Annotated in this window: 19 protein-coding genes; 9 read left to right on the top strand and 10 right to left on the bottom strand. The window is 56.9% G+C overall.

The window, feature by feature from the left end; genetic code table 11:
• Nucleotides 1-5: 5 nt before the first annotated feature.
• The 7 genes from cydB to HBA26_RS00780 all read right to left on the bottom strand — a co-directional run bounded on the left by cydB (nt 6) and on the right by HBA26_RS00780 (nt 4,910).
• Complete coding sequence (gene cydB, locus HBA26_RS00810; protein ID WP_028013104.1) at nt 6-1,016, bottom strand: cytochrome d ubiquinol oxidase subunit II; 1,011 nt, start codon at nt 1,014-1,016, stop codon at nt 6-8.
• Nucleotides 1,016-2,419 (bottom strand): cytochrome ubiquinol oxidase subunit I, encoded by a 1,404-nt coding sequence (locus tag HBA26_RS00805; protein ID WP_126345569.1) that lies wholly within the window; start codon nt 2,417-2,419, stop codon nt 1,016-1,018. Before HBA26_RS00805 ends, cydB begins: the two co-directional genes overlap by 1 nt.
• A 67-nt stretch (nt 2,420-2,486) precedes the next feature.
• Nucleotides 2,487-3,359, bottom strand: coding sequence for a manganese catalase family protein (locus HBA26_RS00800; protein ID WP_063438035.1), 873 nt, complete (start codon nt 3,357-3,359; stop codon nt 2,487-2,489).
• Nucleotides 3,360-3,376: 17 nt separating this feature from the next.
• Nucleotides 3,377-3,883 (bottom strand): ferritin-like domain-containing protein, encoded by a 507-nt coding sequence (locus HBA26_RS00795; protein WP_028013107.1) that lies wholly within the window; start codon nt 3,881-3,883, stop codon nt 3,377-3,379.
• Nucleotides 3,884-3,908: 25 nt separating this feature from the next.
• Nucleotides 3,909-4,112, bottom strand: a complete 204-nt coding sequence (locus HBA26_RS00790; RefSeq protein WP_008502273.1) for a hypothetical protein — start codon at nt 4,110-4,112, stop codon at nt 3,909-3,911.
• Nucleotides 4,113-4,135: 23 nt separating this feature from the next.
• Complete coding sequence (locus tag HBA26_RS00785) at nt 4,136-4,630, bottom strand: ferritin-like domain-containing protein (protein WP_128301567.1); 495 nt, start codon at nt 4,628-4,630, stop codon at nt 4,136-4,138.
• Between the two features lie 94 nt (nt 4,631-4,724).
• Nucleotides 4,725-4,910 carry a general stress protein gene (locus tag HBA26_RS00780; protein ID WP_004150795.1) on the bottom strand — a complete coding sequence of 62 codons (186 nt, stop codon included), beginning with the start codon at nt 4,908-4,910 and terminating at the stop codon, nt 4,725-4,727.
• A gap of 505 nt (nt 4,911-5,415) precedes the next feature.
• On the opposite strand from HBA26_RS00780, the gene HBA26_RS00775 reads away from it, so the two are divergent.
• Together HBA26_RS00775 and HBA26_RS00770 are read left to right on the top strand one after the other, a co-directional pair.
• Nucleotides 5,416-6,759: a VOC family protein gene (locus HBA26_RS00775; protein WP_126345568.1), complete on the top strand. Its 1,344-nt coding sequence runs from the start codon at nt 5,416-5,418 to the stop codon at nt 6,757-6,759.
• A 43-nt stretch (nt 6,760-6,802) separates the two neighbouring features.
• Nucleotides 6,803-8,308 carry a carboxylesterase/lipase family protein gene (locus HBA26_RS00770; RefSeq protein ID WP_063438034.1) on the top strand — a complete coding sequence of 502 codons (1,506 nt, stop codon included), beginning with the start codon at nt 6,803-6,805 and terminating at the stop codon, nt 8,306-8,308.
• On the opposite strand, the gene HBA26_RS00765 is transcribed toward HBA26_RS00770, so the two are convergent.
• Nucleotides 8,295-9,137 carry a LysR family transcriptional regulator gene (locus HBA26_RS00765; RefSeq protein ID WP_126345567.1) on the bottom strand — a complete coding sequence of 281 codons (843 nt, stop codon included), beginning with the start codon at nt 9,135-9,137 and terminating at the stop codon, nt 8,295-8,297. The two genes, HBA26_RS00770 and HBA26_RS00765, sit on opposite strands and share 14 nt — an antisense overlap.
• Before the next feature lie 114 nt (nt 9,138-9,251).
• On the opposite strand from HBA26_RS00765, the gene HBA26_RS00760 reads away from it, so the two are divergent.
• The 4 genes from HBA26_RS00760 (at nt 9,252) to rimL (ending at nt 13,697) form a co-directional block, all read left to right on the top strand.
• Nucleotides 9,252-10,421, top strand: coding sequence for a pyridoxal phosphate-dependent aminotransferase (locus tag HBA26_RS00760; protein ID WP_126345566.1), 1,170 nt, complete (start codon nt 9,252-9,254; stop codon nt 10,419-10,421).
• A gap of 10 nt (nt 10,422-10,431) precedes the next feature.
• A complete protein-coding gene (locus HBA26_RS00755) occupies nt 10,432-11,205 on the top strand; it encodes a transporter substrate-binding domain-containing protein (RefSeq protein ID WP_025756391.1) in 774 nt (257 codons plus the stop codon).
• Nucleotides 11,206-11,447: 242 nt separating this feature from the next.
• A complete protein-coding gene (locus HBA26_RS00750; protein ID WP_126345565.1) occupies nt 11,448-13,103 on the top strand; it encodes a glucan biosynthesis protein in 1,656 nt (551 codons plus the stop codon).
• A gap of 45 nt (nt 13,104-13,148) precedes the next feature.
• Nucleotides 13,149-13,697, top strand: a complete 549-nt coding sequence (gene rimL, locus HBA26_RS00745; RefSeq protein WP_126345564.1) for a 50S ribosomal protein L7/L12-serine acetyltransferase — start codon at nt 13,149-13,151, stop codon at nt 13,695-13,697.
• On the opposite strand, the gene ydcK is transcribed toward rimL, so the two are convergent.
• A complete protein-coding gene (ydcK, locus tag HBA26_RS00740; protein WP_041910038.1) occupies nt 13,692-14,672 on the bottom strand; it encodes a YdcK family protein in 981 nt (326 codons plus the stop codon). The genes rimL and ydcK overlap by 6 nt on opposite strands.
• Nucleotides 14,673-14,794: 122 nt before the next feature.
• On the opposite strand from ydcK, the gene tehA reads away from it, so the two are divergent.
• Together tehA and tehB are read left to right on the top strand one after the other, a co-directional pair.
• Nucleotides 14,795-15,796: a dicarboxylate transporter/tellurite-resistance protein TehA gene (gene tehA, locus HBA26_RS00735; protein WP_126345563.1), complete on the top strand. Its 1,002-nt coding sequence runs from the start codon at nt 14,795-14,797 to the stop codon at nt 15,794-15,796.
• Nucleotides 15,796-16,389, top strand: coding sequence for a tellurite resistance methyltransferase TehB (gene tehB, locus HBA26_RS00730; RefSeq protein ID WP_049137855.1), 594 nt, complete (start codon nt 15,796-15,798; stop codon nt 16,387-16,389). The genes tehA and tehB overlap by 1 nt, the downstream gene beginning before the upstream one ends.
• Here the strand turns inward: tehB and pepT are convergent.
• On the bottom strand, nt 16,386-17,615 hold the full coding sequence (gene pepT / locus HBA26_RS00725; RefSeq protein ID WP_100170311.1) for a peptidase T: 1,230 nt from the start codon (nt 17,613-17,615) through the stop codon (nt 16,386-16,388). The two genes, tehB and pepT, sit on opposite strands and share 4 nt — an antisense overlap.
• A gap of 111 nt (nt 17,616-17,726) precedes the next feature.
• Between pepT and HBA26_RS00720 the strand changes: the two genes are divergently transcribed.
• The gene (locus HBA26_RS00720) at nt 17,727-19,322 is read left to right on the top strand and encodes an ABC transporter substrate-binding protein (protein ID WP_126345580.1); all 1,596 of its coding nucleotides are present in this window, start codon (nt 17,727-17,729) and stop codon (nt 19,320-19,322) included.
• Nucleotides 19,323-19,344: the final 22 nt, after the last annotated feature.

Below are 19,344 nucleotides of genomic sequence, written 5' to 3'. Positions count from 1 at the left end.
GTTCCTCAGTGATAGCCTTCAGTATCCGAAACCTTGCCCCGGAAGACGTAGTAGCTCCAGGCGGTGTACACCAGAATCACCGGAATTATCAGCAGGGTCCCGACCAGCATAAACAGCTGGCTGGCGGGGGGCGCCGCGGCTTCCCACAGGGTGATGCGCGGCGGAATAATGTTTGGCCACAGGCTGATACCCAGGCCGCTAAATCCGAGGAAGATCAGCCCCAGCGTCAGCAGGAAGGGGCGCGAGTGGCTGGCCGGGTTGCGGGTCAGCCGCCAGATCAACACGCTAAACAGGCCTACCAGCAGGGGAACCGGCAGGAACCAGAAGAAGTTGGGCAGGGTAAACCAACGGTCGGCCACGTACTGCCAGCCGAGCGGCGTCCAGACGCTGACAACCGCGATCACCACCATCAGGGCCAGCAGCACGTGGCGGGTTAGCTCGCGCATGCGGCGTTGCAGGGCGCCTTCACTTTTCATGATAAGCCAGGTGGTGCCCAGAAGCGTGTAGGCGACCACCAGGCCGATACCGCAGAAAAGGTTAAAGGGCGTCAGCCAGTCAAGCGGCGAGCCCACAAAGCGTCTGCCCTCTACCTCAAAGCCGTTGATCACCGCCCCCACGACGATCCCCTGGCTGAAGGTGGCGAGCAGAGAGCCACCGGCGAAGGAGTAGTCCCAGAACTTGCGGTGCGAAGGCGTCGCTTTAAAACGAAACTCAAAGGCGACGCCGCGAAAAATGAGGCCGATCAGCATCGCGGTGAGGGGGATAGTGAGCGCATCAATGATCACCGCGTAAGCCAGCGGGAACGCGCCGAACAGCCCCGCACCGCCAAGCACCAGCCAGGTCTCGTTGCCGTCCCATACGGGCGCTACGCTGTTGACCATCACATCGCGCTCTTTCGCATCGCCCACGAAGTTAAACAGCAGGCCGATGCCCAAATCAAAGCCATCCATAATGATGTACATCAGCGTGGCAAAGACGATGATGGCAAACCAGATAACAGAGATATCGACGCCCATCAGTTTCTCTCCTGTTCCGGAACAGACTCCGCGGCAGACAGCGGACGGGCGGGGGTGCCCGACGTGTTTGACGTCAGCGTATCGACGGGCTGCGGGCCTTTCTTAATCAGCCGGATGAGGTACACATAGCCCACGCCAAACACCGACGAGTAGACAACGAAGAACGCCAGCAGGCTGATGCTCATCTGCAGGGTGCTGTGCAGGGAGACCGCGTCAATCGTGCGCAGATAACCGTAAACCACCCACGGCTGGCGGCCCACTTCGGTGGTCACCCAGCCGGCGAGCAGCGCCACCAGACCCGCGGGCCCCATGCAAAGGGCAAACCACTGGAACGGACGCGAGTCGTAGAGCCGGTGGCGATAGCGGAGCCAGAGGCTGACCAGACCGAGGGTAATCATCAGCAGGCCCATTCCGACCATGATGCGAAACGACCAGAAGACGATGGTCGAGTTTGGGCGATCCTCTTTCGGGAAGTCCTTCAGCGCCGGGACCTGCTTATCGAGGCTGTGCGTCAGGATCAGGCTGCCGAGCGCGGGGATTTCAAGACCGTATTTGGTGCGCTCCTCGTCCATATCGGGCAGGCCAAACAGCAGCAACGGCGTGGCTTCGCCGGGCGGATTTTCCCAGTGCCCCTCTATGGCGGCAATCTTGGCTGGCTGATGCTCAAGCGTGTTCAGGCCGTGCATATCGCCTACGACGGCCTGAATGGGGGCAACCAGCAGCGCCATCCACATCGCCATGGAGAACATGGTGCGTATGGCAGGGGTATCGTTACCGCGCAGCAGGTGCCATGCGCCCGACGCGCCGACAAACAGCGCGCTGCTCAGAAATGCGGCGATGGCCATATGAATCAGGCGGTAAGGGAAGGAGGGGTTAAAGATAATCGCCAGCCAGTCCTGCGGAATGACCTGCCCGTTCTCGATAGTAAAACCCTGCGGGGTGTGCATCCAGCTGTTTGAGGCGAGGATCCAGAAGGTCGACATCAGCGTGCCGAGCGCCACCATGCAGGTTGAAAAGAAGTGCAGCCCAGGGCCGACCTTGTTCCAGCCGAACATCATTACGCCAAGAAAGCCAGCTTCCAGGAAGAAGGCGGTTAACACCTCGTAGGTCAGCAGGGGACCGGTAATACTGCCTGCGAACTGGGAGAACCCGCTCCAGTTGGTGCCGAACTGATACGCCATGACCAGCCCGGAAACGACACCCATCCCGAAGTTAACGGCAAATATCTTGAGCCAGAAGTGGTACAGCGAGCGCCAGACGTCGTTTTTGGTGCGCAGCCACATGCCTTCAAGCACGACCAGATAGCTGGCAAGACCGATGGTGATCGCCGGGAAAAGAATGTGAAACGAGACGGTAAAAGCGAACTGAATTCTGGCGAGATGGAATGCATCAAGTTCGAACATGGTCCGTACCTCTGAAGCGATGGGGCACGAGAATTGCCGGGCAGGTCAGGATGCCCGGCAAAACCGATTACGGTTTACTCTTTCCGGCACCCAGCTCGGCACCGGTCAGCGGGTCGGAATGGGGATCGGACTTGGTGCGGGCAGACATCGCCTTAACCAGGGTTGCCTGTTCAGCTGTGAGCGTCACGCTGGCGCTACCGTCTCCGCCATCAACCGCAGGCTTGGGGGACTCAACGTAATCAAAGTGCTTATCGCTGTTCCAGCTTCCGCGAACCTCTCCACCTTCAGACATATTGTAGTACTTGTTGGTGAATTCCTCGATTGGCGGCAGTTTTCCCGGCGGGAAATTATTACGAATGGACTGCAGCGCCTTCTCAAAGGAGAGCTGATGCGCCGCCTCACGCGTCATCAGAAACGCCAGCGCATCCTTCACTCCGGGATCGTCAGTGACGTTAATCAGCCGTTCATAGATGATTTTCGCCCTGGCCTCTGCCGCCACGTTCGAGCGCAGATCCGCCGTCGGCTCGCCGATGGTATCGACGTAGGCTGCCGTCCAGGGCACGCCCGCGGAGTTAGTGAGCGGGGTACCGCCGCCGTAGAGCAGGGAGGTGATGTGGCTGTCGTTACCGTTTTCGGTCATGGACCGATACAGTTCAGCCTCATTTTCCACCCCTTCCGCCAGCGCGCCTTTGGCACCTTTGTTCAGCATACCAACCAGCGTACCGATGATTTCGAGGTGGCTTAGCTCCTCGGTGGCGATATCCATCAGCATATCCTTGCGGCCCGGATCGTCATCGCTCAGGCCCTGAGTGAAGTAACGGCAGGCGGCAGCCAGTTCGCCCTGCGGCCCGCCAAACTGTTCCAGTAAAAGGTTAGCAAGACCGGGGTTGGGTTCGGCGACGCGAACCGTATATTGAAGCTGTTTGACGTGTCGAAACATAGGCACTCTCCTGTGGATTATTTTTTCGCTTCGACACCGTCTGCGTCTGAACGCAGCAGGAACTGTTCCGTCGTTTGCGGGATATGGCGAATCAGCCAGTCGGCCATTTCGCGCTCTTCTGCGAGGATCGTCTCAATGGCAGGCACAGAGGCGGTATCGCCCGCTTTTTTCGCCGCAGCGAGCAGGGAGGTGTAGCAGGCGATTTCAAACTGTTCGAAGACATAGCCGCTGATCGAGCCCTTAACGATCTCATCGGACGGGAACATACCGCCGATGGATTGACCCAGGGCCGCCATTTTGCTCATCGAGTCTTTTAAGACCGAACGAGAAATATCATTACGGTCGAGGATTTCCTCCAGCAATGTAATTTGCCGTTTTGTCTCATTAATATGTTGCTCAATTCTGGCGCGAACATCAGGATAATTATCAATACGGCTGGCCATGGACTCCAGCATAGATTCGGCTTGCTTTTCCATTGCATGGGCATCGCGTAGCCAGTCATGGTAGTGTTCTACGTGATTCATCATTGTATCCTCATTAGGGGTTCGCTTATTTGGTCTCACTTTCAGCAGCCTGATCGGCACGTGCGGCACTGTAGCCAGATAAGTGGCCGACAATATTGGCGTAAATGCTGATGATAATGACCCATAGTACGCTATTCTTCCACCATATTACGGAAGGGATAGCGAGAATGAACCATATTATTGCTGCCGCTAAATGGCACCGTTTAATTGTCCTGGGACTGATGCTCATTTTATTTAACCTGTCTTATCGCGTCATTTCTGCGCTTTTTGGTTAATATTGCCAACGGCCAGGTCGGTGAGTTTAAGGTCGGTCTCTTTCTCTTCTTCCAGCGTTTCGGCAAGAAGTTTAACGGCTTTTTTGTAGCCCAGTTGTTCTGCGAGGGTCGCAAGGGTACCGTAGCTGGCTATTTCGTAATGCTCCACTTTTTGCGCAGCGGCAATTAACGCGGCATCACGCACTTCATTTTTTTCCGTACTTTCGATAACTTCGTTGGCTTCTTCAATTAAGCCTTCCATTGCCACGCACTTCATGCGCTTGAGCTTAATACCGTCTTCCTGATCGACGATCTGGTCAATACGTTCAATCTGACCCTGCGTCTCCTCCAGGTGCGCGGTGAAGGCGGCGCTCAGCTTCTCGCTGGAGGCGGCGCGAGCGAGTTTGCTTAACGCTCGGGTAAGTTGTTTTTCAGCGCTGTAGGTATCGGACAGAAGATGAATAAATACATCCTCAACACTTTTCATATTCATAATAACTACGCTCCGGTAAAATAAGGAAAGGGTACTGCGAGCTTTTCAGCCCGCAGCATGCTCTCAGGTTTTATTAAAAGAGTACTAAATAAGATCAGGAGTTATCAGATTTACGGCCTCCGCCGTGACTGTTCTGTCCCCCTTTCTTACCCGCTTCAGATGCGCGTTGCGGATCGTTTTTGAAATTACCACCGCTGTGCTGGCCGCCTTTACGTCCAGCTTCTGATGCTTTTTCACGGTCTTCAGCGAAATTACCGGAACCACCACGATGCTCTGCCATATTAAACCTCATAGTCATATATTGGTTATGTCAGTACGATACGAAAATATTCCGTATCACTCGTCGTTCGAGTAATAACTCTAGTCGCTGTGAGGCATACGTCAAATTCGTTTCGCCAATAGCGGTTGCGTTATATTTAATTATTGCTGCGTTTGCGCTTCGCTTGGTTTGGAAATATGGAAGTGTGGGAAGGACTTGTAAACAAATGTTCGGATTAGTCCTAAGTTTCATTTAAAAATCGGAAGGTTGAGGCCAATAATAATGGCTTGGCAAAAACGAATAATTTGTAAGCGGTGATTTGGGAAAAATTACCCCTTTAGGGCTAGAAAAATAGCCGCTACGAATCATAAGGAAAATCCTGGAAAAAGATGACGAGGCGCCTGACAGGGGTCGGTAGCACACGGTTTAACCACTGGCGTCTTAAGATCACAAATCAGAAATTCTTCCCCCCGGAAGGAACGGCCTTCTCTACACTCCAGGTAATATTCACTGGAGGCATGACATCATGGCGAACACCATCACGGCTGATGATATTCGGGAACATTTTTCGCAGGCTATGTCGGCGATGTACCAGCAGGAAGTTCCGCAGTACGGCACCTTGCTTGAGCTGGTCGCGGACGTAAACCTGGCGGTTCTGGAAAATAATCCACTATTACATGAACAACTGGCGAACGCCGACGAGCTGGCACGCCTGAACGTGGAGCGTCACGGGGCGATCCGCGTCGGTACGGCACAAGAGCTTTCCACCCTGCGTCGTATGTTTGCCATCATGGGCATGTTCCCGGTCAGCTATTACGATCTTTCTCAGGCGGGGGTACCGGTCCACTCAACGGCGTTTCGTCCGGTTGACGATGCGGCGCTGTGCCGCAATCCGTTTCGTATCTTTACCTCACTGCTGCGCCTTGAGCTGATTGAAAACGTGGCGTTACGCGAGCGGGCGGCAGAAATTCTCTCTCAGCGGAACATCTTCACGCCGCGCTGTCTGGAACTTATTGACCTCTATGAGTCGGAAGGGCACTTTACCGAAGCGCAGGCGCACGAGTTTGTGCAGGAAGCGTTAGAAACCTTCCGCTGGCACCGTCATGCAACGGTCGACCAGGAGACCTACCTGGCGTTGAGTAACGAGCACCGCCTGATAGCTGACGTGGTCTGCTTCCCGGGGTGCCATATCAACCACCTCACGCCGCGCACGCTGGACATTGACCGTGTGCAGGAGCTGATGCCGAAGTACGGGATTGAGCCCAAAATTCTGATCGAAGGGCCGCCGCGTAGTGAAGTGCCGATCCTGCTGCGTCAGACCAGCTTTAAAGCCCTCGAAGAGCCGGTGCTTTTCGCCGGGGAACATAAAGGCACCCACACCGCGCGCTTCGGTGAAATTGAACAGCGCGGCGTGGCACTGACCCCGAAAGGCCGTGAACTGTACGATAGCCTGCTGGCCCAGGCCGGAACCGGAAAAGATAACCTCACGCACCAGCTGCATTTGCGGGAGATTTTCAGCGCCTTCCCGGACAGCGAAATGTTCCTGCGCCGTCAGGAGCTGGCGTATTTTCGCTATCGCCTGACCCCGGCGGGAGAAGCCCATCGTCACGCGTTTCGTCCGGGGGATGACCCGCAGCCGCTGATCGAGCGCGGGTGGGTGGTGGCCCAGCCGATAATTTACGAAGATTTCCTTCCGGTCAGCGCGGCGGGGATTTTCCAGTCCAATCTCGGGAATGAAACCCAGGCGCGCAGCCACGGGAATGCCAGCCGCAATGCGTTTGAAGCCGCGCTCGGCTGCCCGGTGTATGACGAATTTACGCTCTACGAGGAGGCGGAAACGCGCAGCAAACAGCGTTGCGGTTTGCTCTGAAATCGTTACTCTTCAGGGGTGTGATGGAAAAAATAAGGTCGTTATGCAAAATCCTTCCGCCCCTGTGGTTGAAACGCGCCAGGGCGCACTGTCTGGTTTAACCGATGAAAACGTTCACCTCTGGCGCGGTATTCCTTATGCCGCACCGCCCGTTGGCGACTGGCGCTGGCGCTCACCCCGGCCGCCGGAACGCTGGGATGGCGTGCATGCAGCTACCGACTTTTCGCCCTCAAGCTGGCAAAGCACTGAATATTGTCAGGAGCTGGGCGGGGGCGATCCCGGCCAGTTTTCTGAAGACTGCCTCTATCTGAACGTCTGGTCCCCTATCGACCGTACCGGGCCGCTGCCGGTCATGGTCTGGCTGCACGGGGGTGGGTTTACGATCGGCGCCGGAAGCCTGCCGCCGTATAACGGCAAAGCCCTGGCATCCCGCGGGGTGGTTGTCGTCACGATTAACTACCGTCTCGGCCATCTCGGCTTCTTCGCCCATCCCGCTCTGGAAGGTGAAGAGGAGCGGGTGGTGCATAATTTTGCCCTGCTGGACCAGATCGCCGCGCTCGAATGGGTGCGGGATAATATTGCCGCGTTTGGTGGCGACCCGAATAACGTGACCCTGTTTGGTGAATCCGCCGGCGCGCGCAGCGTGCTGTCGCTGCTGGCCTCGCCGTTGGCGAAAGGACTATTCCATAAGGCGATAGTGCAAAGCGGGTACACCTTGCCGGACACGCCGCGCGCGCAGGCCCTGCAAAAAGGGGAAGCGCTGGCCGCCCACTTCGGGCTGGAAAATGCGACGGCAGAGCAGCTGCGCGCGATCCCGCCCGAGGCGTTCTGGCCGCTGACCGCGCCGCTGAACGTCGCCCCGGCCCCTATCGTTGGGGATTGCGTTCTGCCGGAAGCGATGCTGGACGTCTTTTTCGCCGCCCGCCAGCATCCCGTGCCGGTGATGATTGGCTCCAACAGCGATGAAGCCAGCGTGATGGCGGTGTTTGGTGTCGATCTCGCCGGGCAGATCCAGAAGCTTCGCCGGGAGCGCCGCTTCGGGCTGGGGCTCATCAAGCTGCTTTATCCGGGCGTGAAGGGCGACGAGGAGCTCGGCAGGCAGGTGTGCCGCGACATGGCCTTCACCACTATGGGCTACGTGGTGATGCAGGCCCAGCAGCGTGTCGGCGGGCTTTGCTGGCGCTACTGGTTTGACTATGTGGCCGAAGCGGAACACGCCACCTATATCAACGGTGCCTGGCACGGCAATGAGGTGCCGTACGCGTTCGATACCCTCGGGCAGGTGGAGCCTTCGCGCCAGTACGTTAACGAACGGGATCTGGCGTTTGCCGCCCAGGTGGCTGATTACTGGGTGAGTTTTGCGCGCGATGCCGGAACGCATGACACCCTTCACGGGCCGACGCGCTGGCCCGCCTGCCGCAAAGGACGGGACGTGCTGTTACGTATTGGCGTGAATAAACATGCAGGTTTCAGGCTTGAAAACCGCTTTATGCGCGCCCGCATGAGCCTCTTCAAGCGCGTAATGAAGCACCACGTCAGCCTCGATTAAGCAAACAGGCGCGAAACGCCGCCAGACCATTCTCCTGACAAGGCGTTTCGCGCAGCACCAGCCGGTAGCTCGCGCCGGTTTTAATGCTGGTCTCATAGGGCCGCATTAGCCTTCCGGCGCGGATATCTTCTGCCACCAGCGTTTCGTCGGCAATGGCTACGCCCAGCCCCTGAATGGCGGCGGTAATGGCGAGATCCATCGTATCGAAGTGTTGATTTTTGTGCATAGCAAAGCCCGGACCTTCCTGATTCGCCAGCCACAGTGACCAGTCTGTCTTATCCCTTGTCGGATGAAGAAACGTCAGCGAACCCAGCGTGGCACCCGCTCGCACGGGGCTGAATACCGGCGTCAGCGCCTCTTCGAACAGCAGATCGCCTGCGCTCATGTGCGTGCCGAAGACGATGGCGGCATCGTAAGATTCGGTTTTGAAATTGACGTTATGATCGGTCGTGGTGGTGAGCGCGATCTGCAGATCCGGCTGCTCGCGCTCCACTTCCAGCAGGCGCGGCACCAGCCAGCGCATCGCGCAGGTGGGGGCCTTGAGGCGGATCACCGTGTGCTGGCTGCGGGCCTGGTCGGCCACGCTCAGCAGTTGTTCGAAGGAGGACTGCAGTTCGGGAAGCAGGGCGCTGCCCTGAGGGGAGAGGCGCAACCCGCGCGCGTGGCGCTCAAACAGCGGAAAGCCAAACCAGGCTTCAAGGGAGGCAATCTTACGGCTCACGGCCCCCTGCGTCAGGCAGAGTTCCGCGGCGGCGTGGGTAAGATTCAGATGACGCGCGGTGACTAAAAATGCGTCGATGGCATTGAGCGGGAGCGAACGGCGTGACATTGAAACACCTCAGCTATGCATTTTTCTCATGGCTATTATGACAACAATTCGATTGTCCCGGCAACGGAGTTGTTGTTTGAATAGTTATGCAATATCCATGAGAAGGGAAAGAGGATGACTTTACGAACGCCGGTGCAAACGCGCTCCAAGCTGCCAGACGTGGGGACCACCATTTTTACCGTTATCGGCCAGCTTTCGGCCCAGCATAACGCCATCAACCTTTCTCAGGGGGCACCGAATTTTTCCTGCGACCCGAAGCTGATCGCCGGCGTTACCCGCGCGATGGAGGCAGGGCATAACCAGTATGCGTCGATGACCGGCCTCCAGCCGCTCAAAGAACGCATCGCCGATAAGATTGCCGCGCTCTACGGCACGCAGTATAACCCTGCCAGCGAGGTGCTGGTCACCGCCAGCGCCAGCGAAGGGCTCTATTCGGCGATAAGCGGGCTGGTGCACCCTGGCGATGAGGTGATCTACTTTGAGCCGTCGTTTGACAGCTACGCGCCGATTGTTCGTCTGCAGGGGGCAACGCCTGTCGCCATCAAGCTCACGGTGCCGGATTTTGCCGTCAACTGGGATGAGGTCCGTGCGGCAATCACCCCGCGCACGCGCATGATCATCATCAATACGCCGCACAACCCGAGCGGCCAGGTCTTCTCCGCTAATGACCTGCAGCAGCTGGCGGCGCTGACGCGCAATACCGACATCATTATTTTGTCTGACGAAGTGTATGAACACGTCGTGTTTGATGGGGAACCGCACCACGGGATGGCCACGCACCCGCAGCTGGCGGAGCGTAGCGTGATTATTTCTTCTTTCGGAAAAACCTATCACGTCACCGGCTGGCGCGTGGGTTATTGTGTGGCGCCCGCAGAGCTGATGGACGAGATATGTAAAGTCCATCAATTTTTGATGTTCTCTGCCGATACGCCAATGCAATACGCGTTTGCAGAACACATGACCGATCCGCAAACCTGGCTGTCCCTGTCGGCGTTTTACCAGCGTAAGCGCGATCTGCTGCAAGGCCTGCTGGCCGATTCGCCGTTTACCCTGCTGCCGAGCGCCGGGTCGTTCTTTATGCTGGCGGACTACAGCCAGTTCAGCGACGAGCGCGACAGCGAGCTGGTGAAGCGGCTGATTGTTGAGTACGGTGTTGCCACCATTCCGCTGTCGGCGTTTTATGCCGACGGCACGGATAATAAATTGATTCGTCTCTCTTTTGCGAAAGATGAGGCGACGTTACGGGCAGGTGCTCAAGCCCTGTGTCGGGTTAAACCACGCTAAGGAGTATGAGATGAAATTACGCGCGTTAGTTGTCGGCATGGGATTGCTGTGTACCTTTTCCTCCTTCGCGGCCACCGAGCTGCGCTACGGTCTGGAAGCGGAATATCCGCCGTTTGAAAGCCGTAATGCGGCAGGCGAACTGGAAGGGTTTGACGTTGAGCTGGGAAATGCCATCTGCAAAGCGGCAGCGCTGAAGTGCAGCTGGGTCGAAACCTCGTTTGACGCGCTGATCCCGGGGCTGGTGGCGAAGAAGTTTGACGCCATCAATTCGGCGATGAACATTACCGAGCAGCGCCGCAAGAGCATCGATTTTACCCAGCCGATCTACCGCATTCCGTCTCAGCTGGTGGGCAAGGCCGGTACGGCGGTCGAAGCAACGCCTGAAGGGCTGAAGGGGAAAACCATCGGCGTGCTGCAGGGGTCTATTCAGGAAACCTATGCCAAAGAGCACTGGGAAAAGCAGGGTGTCACCGTGGTGTCGTATAAAGATCAGAATATGGCCTGGGGCGACCTGCTGAATGGCCGCATTGACGCCTCGCTGGTCATGTCCGCGGCCGGGCAGGCGGGTTTCCTCAGCAAGCCGCAGGGAAAAGGGTTTGGCTTCATCGGCAAACCGGTGTCTGACGACACTATCCTCGGCAGTGGGATCGGCTTTGGGTTGCGCAAAGGTGACGAGGCCACCAAAAAGCAGCTTGATGCCGCCATTGATAAAGTACGTGCCGACGGCACGATCGCCAAACTCGCTGATAAGTACTTCCCGGGTATCGATGTCAGCGTAAAATAACCGCCTCATTGGCCCCGTCAGCTGATGTGCTGACGGGGCATTTTTCTACACATTTTCCAGGCTTTCTTTACACCACTTTCAGGCCGTTCTGGTCGACAGAAAATATTTCTCACTTTGTTCATATAATCACCGGCCAACAATTGGATTCTTAACCATTTTTGTTTAGGCTGTGCGTTCTTTCTTGCCGTCATTTCGCCGAGCGCGAAACACATTCACACGACCATAAGGACGTTTTTCCAGGCATGAATCGCAGACGTTTTCTAAAAGGCTCGCTGGCTGTGGCAGCCCTGAGCGGCACCTCCGGCCTTGCTTCCCTGTTTTCCAAAGCGGCATACGCGGCTGACTCTGACATCGCTGACGGTCAGAGCCGTCGGTTTGACTTCTCCGTACTGCAATCCATGGCGCATGACCTGGCGAAAACCCCGTGGGGTGGCGCGCCGCGTCCGCTGCCGGAGACGCTGGCGACCATGACGCCGCAGGCGTATAACGCCATCCGCTACGATGAAAAACAGTCTCTGTGGAACAACATTGAAGGGCGTCAGCTGGACGTGCAGTTCTTCCATATGGGAATGGGGTTCCGCCGCCGCGTGCGGATGTTCTCGCTGGACCAGTCTACCTCTATGGCGCGCGAGATCCACTTCCGCCCTGAGCTGTTCAGCTACGGTGACACGGATGTCGATACCAAACAGCTGGAAGGGCAAAGCGATCTCGGCTTTGCGGGCTTCCGCGCCTTTAAAGCGCCTGAGCTGGCGCGCCGCGATATCGTCTCTTTCCTCGGGGCGAGCTATTTCCGCGCGGTGGACGACACCTACCAGTACGGGCTTTCCGCGCGCGGTCTGGCGGTAGATACCTTTACCGACACCCCGGAAGAGTTCCCGGACTTCACCTCCTTCTGGTTTGAAACCGTCAAGCCTGGCGATACCACCTTTACCGTCTATACGCTGCTGGACAGCCCGAGCGTCACCGGTGCCTATAAATTCGTGATCCACTGCGAGAAGAGCCAGGTGATCATGGAGGTGGAAAACCATCTCTACGCGCGTAAGGACATTAAGCAGCTGGGCATCGCGCCGATGACCAGCATGTTCAGCTGCGGCAACAACGAACGCCGCATGTGCGACACCATTCACCCGCAAATCCACGACTCCGACCGCCTGGCAATGTGGCGCGGCAACGGGGAGTGGATCTGCCGTCCGCTCAATAACCCGCAGAAGCTGCAGTTTAATGCCTATCTGGACAAAAACCCGAAAGGGTTCGGCCTGCTGCAGCTCGATCGCGATTTCTCCCACTATCAGGACGTGATGGGCTGGTATAACAAGCGCCCGAGCCTGTGGGTTGAGCCGCGCAACAACTGGGGGAAAGGATCTATCGCGCTGATGGAGATCCCAACCACCGGTGAAACGCTGGATAACGTGGTCTGCTTCTGGCAGCCGGAAAAACCGGTGAAAGCGGGCGACGAGCTGGACTTTAAATATCGTCTCTACTGGAGCGCGCAGCCGCCGGTGCGTTCCCCGCTGGCCAACGTTTACGCGACCCGTACCGGCATGGGCGGCTTCCCGGAGGGCTGGGCGCCGGGCGAACACTATCCGAAAGTGTGGGCCCGTCGCTTTGCGATTGATTTCGTCGGCGGTGACCTGAAGGCCGCTGCGCCGAAGGGCATCGAGCCGGTAATTACGCTCTCCAGCGGTGAAGCGAAGCAGGTTGAGATCCTTTACGTTGAGCCGTTTGACGGGTATCGCATTCTGTTTGACTGGTACCCAACGTCGGATTCGACGGAGCCGGTGGATATGCGCCTGTTCCTGCGCTGTCAGGGCGATGCCATCAGCGAAACCTGGCTGTATCAGTATTTCCCGCCAGCGCCGGATAAACGTCATTACGTTGATGACCGGGTAATGCGTTAACGATCGATTCCCTCTCCCTCCGGGAGAGGGTTAGGGTGAGGGGCAATGACCGCAACACAATCCGAAACTATTCCCGTATCTGACGCTCTCGAGCTTCGCGCCGTCGAAGAGCGCTACACCGCCGAACTGCATAACCTCGTCGTCAAAAACGGAGCCTATCTGCAAACCGCCTTTGACTGGGCGCAGCACGTGGGCAGCGAGGACGATACCCGACGCAACGTGCAGAGTAACCAGATGCTGCACCAGCGCGGCTACGCCAAAATGTTTTTGATCTTCAGGGAGGATGCGCTGGTCGGCGTACTGTCGTTTAATGCGATTGAGCCTGCCAACAAAGCCGCGTACATCGGCTACTGGCTGGATGAAGCGCACCAGGGGCAGGGGATCCTCTCGCAGTCGCTGCAGGCGTTTATGCGCTACTACGCTGAGCGCGGTGAGATCCGCCGATTTGTGATCAAGTGTCGGGTGGCGAATCAGCACAGCAACAGCGTGGCCCAGCGCAACGGTTTTACGCTGGAAGGGTGCCTGCGGGAAGCGGAATATCTGAATGGCGCCTATGACGATGTGAACATCTACGGCAAAATTTATACCCTATAGCGCTCCCAGCAACGGCGTGCGGGTGATGCGCTGGTCGCCGTTGATCACCTTTTCACCGCGCAGGTGAATGCTCTCACCAGCAAAGGCCTCTATCACCGCATCGTCGGTGATTTCTACCCGATGCTCAATCAGCACGTCGCCGCTGATCCGCGCGCGTCCCTGAATCACCACTTTATCATCCAGCATGATCGGCCCGCCGCGCAGCCATGCCTGACCGCCGATCAGGACGTGGTGCTTGATGATGCAGTTTCCTTCCACCACGGCGTTCTCGGCAATCTGAGAGCTGTAGCGCACGGTAGGGATGGCGTCATCGTCGAAACCGGCTATTACGCGGGCGTTGCCGTACACTTTGGCGCAGTCGCACACCCAGACGTTGTTGAGTTCGTTACCTTCGAGGATCGCGCAGTCGAACACTTCGGCGCGGTGCTCAACAAACGCGTTATTCACCATCGCCTCGCCGTATATTTGTGCCTGATGCACAATGCGCGATCGGCTTACCGTCGCCTTGCCGTAGATTTGCAGGATCTGGTCGTGGTCCGGCGTGAGGCCTTTAGCGGCAATGATAACGCTGTTGTGCAGCACGCGCGCGTCGCCGTAGAGATGGCACTCACCTCGCACACAGGAGTGCTGAATTGTGACGTTGTCACTTATTCGCGCCCCGTGGCTGACCTCTGCGGCGTCAAGCCAGCAGTTATCGCCGATATGCGCGTCATGGCTGACGGTGCACGGCAGGGTCAGGCGCGCGTTGCCGGACACGGTTGCGCCGGCGAATACCACGCTGTTTTCATCGTAGATCCAGCAGTCTCCGTCCTGCGCAAGGGCACGCTCATCGTCAATCCAGCCGCCTTTCGTGCCGGCCTTCACATCGTTAAAGTCCACCGTAGCGATAATCTGCCGCAGCGTCGTAGAGTGGGATGTTTCGCCATTTTTCCATTGCCAGAGCCGGGTTTCATCGCTGAGCCGATACTTATTCATCGTGGGGTCCCTGATATGCGTCTTCACTAAACGTAGCAAACTTTCGGCTTTCCGTTGTGCTGGCATCCGTTGCTGAAACCCCTTAAAATGGCATTTAAAATACATTTTAAAAATTCAAATTAATGGATAAATTAAACAAACCTGAACAGGCGCTTAACCTTCCCGCAGGCTATTTTGGCATGGTGCTGGGCATCATCGGCATGGGTTTCGCCTGGCGATACGCCAGCACCCTGTGGCCGGTGACGCGCTGGCCGGGTGAGATTCTGGTCGCTCTCGCTGTTGCCTGCTGGTTTTTACTGACGACGGCGTTTATTACCCGTGCGATCCGTTTCCCGCACAGCGTGCTGGCAGAGATGCGCCATCCGGTAATGAGCAGCTTCGTCAGCCTTTTTCCGGCCACCACCATGCTGGTCGCCATCGGTTTTGTGCCCTGGTTCCGCCCGGTATCGCTGGCGCTGTTAGGCGTGGGCGTGGTGTTACAGCTTGCTTATTCCGCCTGGCAAAGCGCCGGGCTCTGGCGAGGCAGGCACCCGCAGGAGGCCACCACGCCCGGATTGTATCTGCCGACGGTGGCGAATAATTTCATCAGCGCGATGGCGTGCGGTGCTCTGGGGTTCAACGATGCAGGGCTCGTTTTTCTCGGCGCGGGCGTCTTTTCCTGGCTCAGCCTGGAGCCGGTGATCCTCCAGCGTCTTCGCAGCGCCGGGGAGCTTCCCACCGCGCAGCGCACCGCTTTAGGCATTCAGCTGGCGCCCGCGCTGGTGGCGTGCAGCGCCTGGTTTAGCGTCAACGGTGGGGAAGCCGACACCTTCGCCAAAATGCTGTTCGGCTACGGCCTGTTGCAGTTGCTCTTTATGCTGCGCCTGCTGCCGTGGTATGTGTCTCAGCCGTTTAACGCCTCCTTCTGGAGTTTCTCGTTTGGCGTGTCGGCTCTGGCTACCACCGGGCTGCATCTGGGTCACGGCAGTTCGTCTGGATTCTTCCACGCCATTGCCGTGCCGCTGTTTATCTTTACCAATCTCATCATTGGGATGCTGTTGGTCCGTACGTTTATTCTGCTGATTCAGGGCAAACTTCTGGTGCGCACTGATAAGGCACTGCTTATGCAATCTGAGGAAAAATAATGGCTGTCGATGAAAATTACTTCACAGAGAAATATGGCTTAACCCGTACGCATTCAGAGGTGCTGTACAGCGCGGGGTTCGTAAAGCCCGGCAAGACATTGGATCTGGGCTGCGGAAATGGCCGCAACAGCCTTTACCTGGCGGCCAACGGCCACGAGGTGACCGCCTGGGATAAAAACCCGATGAGCGTTGATAACATTGAGCGCATCAAGGCGGCAGAAGGGATTGAGAATCTGCACACTGCCGTCAAAGATCTTAACAGCCTGAGCTTTGACGGCGAGTACGACTTTATTCTTTCCACCGTGGTGCTGATGTTCCTGGAGGCGAAAACCATTCCGGGCCTTATCGCCAACATGCAGCGCTGCACCAAACCCGGCGGCTACAACCTGATCGTTGCCGCGATGGACACGGCGGATTACCCGTGCACCGTCGGCTTCCCGTTTGCGTTCAAAAGCGGTGAGCTGAGCAGCTACTACGAAGGCTGGGAGCTGCTCAAATACAACGAAGAGGTTGGCGAACTGCACCGCACCGATGAAAACGGCAACCGCATCAAGCTGCGCTTTGCCACCATGCTGGCGCGCAAGCCCGCTTAACGGGCGGCCAGCAGGCAGATCTGCAGGGCAGTCTTGTAAGACGCCTCGAACGACGACAGCGGCAGGAACTCAAACTTCGAGTGGAAATTATGCGCGCCGGTGAAGAAGTTCGGGGTGAGTAGCCCTTTTGCCGACAGCGCCGCACCGTCCGTGCCGCCGCGCATAGGGATCGGTTTTGGGGTGATGCCGAGCGATTTCATCGCCTCAAACATCAGGTCGATGGCGCGCCGGTCTTCACCAATCGCATTGCTGATGTTGCTGTAGGTATCTTCAATGCGATAGTCGACCTTCGCCGTCGGGTGTTGGGCGGCAATCAGCGCGGCGACGTCCGCAATCTGCTGCTTGCGGGCGGCAAAGCTGGCTTTATCAAAATCGCGAATATTAGCCTTTAGCACGGCGTCGTTCTGTCCGGCCTGAATGCCGTTAAACCAGATATAGCCCTCGCGGCCCTCGGTGCACTCCGGGGTTTGCTGGCGGTCGAAATGGCTGATGAAGTCGGTCGCCATCAATAACGGGTTCACCAGTACCCCTTTGGCGGACATCGGGTGCGCCGTCACGCCGGTGAAGTGGATCTCTGCCGCTGCCGCGTTAAAATTCTCGTAAACAATTTCTCCCAGCTCGCAGCAGTCAATGGTCCAGGCAAAGTCCACGTCGAAGCGTTTCAGATCCAGCGCCTTGGCGCCGTTCAGGCCAATCTCTTCGTCGGGCACAAACGCGACCACAATGTCGCCATGCTGATGCTCAGCGGTGAGGTTTTCCAGTACGGTCATTACCACCGTCACCGCCGCTTTATTGTCTGCGCCCAATACGCTGGTACCGTCGCTGAAAATAATCTCCTCATTCGGATAAGCCAGAATTTCCGGGTGCTCGTTCACGCGCAGCCAGATGTCTTTTTCCTTATTCAGACAGAGATCTTCACCATTAAACGTTAATATTTGCGGATGAATATTCGGTGATAAACCGACGTCTACCGTATCAATGTGGGTAATAAAGCCGATGCGCGGCGCACCGGGCACGTTGCCTTTTTTCACTGCCGTCACGGTCGCGAATTCGTCAATCACGATGTCGTCTAACCCCAGCTGCGCCAGCTCCTGCGCCAGCTCTCGCGCCATGTCGTGCTGGCCCGGCGTGGAGGGCAGAGTTTTCACTTTCGGATCGCTCTGGCTGGTAATTGCAAGATAGCGGAAAAAACGGTGCGTTAATTGTCTGGAAAGCGGCGAGCCCATAGTGTTTTCTTCCTTATTTATTTTTCGGGTGTTTGCCACTTCACTTTAATGTTATTTATGAAATGGCAAAAGAATTAATTAGCCGTCGAATTAAAAAGACAGGAATAAATGATGACAAGCAAACGCACAACGTTAACGCTGGCACTCGCTGCGCTCACGGTCAGTTCCACCGTAGCCGCGAAAACGCTGGTGTATTGCTCCGAAGGGTCACCGGAAAACTTTAATCCCCAGTTATACACCTCGGGCACCAGCGTGGATGCCAGCGCAGTGCCGGTCTACAACCGGCTGGTCGATTTCAAACCCGGCACCACGGAGCAGGTGCCGAGCCTGGCAGAGCGCTGGGAGGTGAGCGACGACGGCAAGGTTTATACCTTCCATCTGCGTAAAGGGGTGAAGTTTCAGAGCAATAAATTCTTCACGCCGACCCGCGATTTTAACGCCGATGACGTGATCTTCTCGTTTATGCGCCAGAAGGACGTGAACCATCCTTATCACAACGTCTCAAACGGCAGCTATTCCAACTTCGAAAGCCTGGAGTTTGGCAGCCTGATTACCGCTATTGATAAAGTCGATGACCACACGGTGCGCTTTACCCTGGCGCACCCTGAAGCGCCGTTTGTTGCGGATCTGGCATGGTATTTTGCCTCGATCCTCTCCGCGGAGTATGCCGATGCAATGTTGAAAGCGGGCACGCCGGAGAAGGTGGATATGCAGCCCATTGGCACCGGGCCGTTTAAGCTGGCGCAGTATCAGAAGGATTCTCGCATTCTGTTTACGGCGTTTGCCGACTACTGGCAGGGGAAATCAAAGCTGGACAGGCTGGTGTTCAGCATTACCCCGGATGCCTCCGTACGTTTTGCCAAAATTGAAAAGAACGAGTGTCAGGTCATGCCGTTCCCGAACCCGGCCGATCTGCCGCGTATGAAGGCCAATAAAGATATTACGCTGATGAGCAAGGCCGGGCTGAATACCGGTTTCCTGGCGTTTAATACCCAAAAGCCGCCGCTGGATAACGTGAAGGTCCGTCAGGCGCTGGCGATGGCGATCAACAAACCGGCCATTATCGACGCGGTGTTCCACGGCACCGGCACCGCGGCGAAAAACCTGCTGCCGCCGGGCGTCTGGAGCGCTGACAGCGAGCTGAAGGATTACGATTACGATCCTGAAAAAGCCAAAGCGTTGCTGAAAGAGGCCGGTTTAGCCGGCGGCATGAGTATTGACCTGTGGGCGATGCCCGTCCAGCGGCCCTATAACCCGAACGCCAGACGGATGGCGGAGATGATTCAGGCTGACTGGGCGAAGGTGGGGGTGCAGACCAACATTGTCACCTACGAATGGGGCGAATATCTCAAGCGCGTGAAGGACGGTGAACATCAGGCTGCCCTGATGGGCTGGACGACCGCAACGGGCGACCCGGATAACTTCTTTGGCCCGCTGTTTACCTGCACCTCGGCCAACGGCGGTTCGAATTCGGCGAAGTGGTGCTATAAGCCGTTTGATAAAATTATCGCGGAGGCAAAATCAACCACCGATCGCGACAAGCGCGTGGCGCTGTATAAAGAGGCGCAGCAGATCATGCATGACCAGATGCCGGCGGTCATGATTGCGCATTCAACGATCTTCGAACCGGTGCGCAAAGAGGTGACAGGTTACGAAATCGATCCGTTTGGCAAACATTTGTTCTGGCAGGTGGATATTAATCAGTAATTTTCTCTGCCCGGTACGCTGC

The sequence above is a fragment of the Enterobacter sp. 725m/11 genome (assembly GCF_011683705.1).
Taxonomy (GTDB): domain Bacteria; phylum Pseudomonadota; class Gammaproteobacteria; order Enterobacterales; family Enterobacteriaceae; genus Enterobacter; species Enterobacter bugandensis.
The sequence above is the reverse complement of the archived record's forward strand: the minus strand, read 5'-3'. Positions and strand labels throughout refer to the sequence as shown.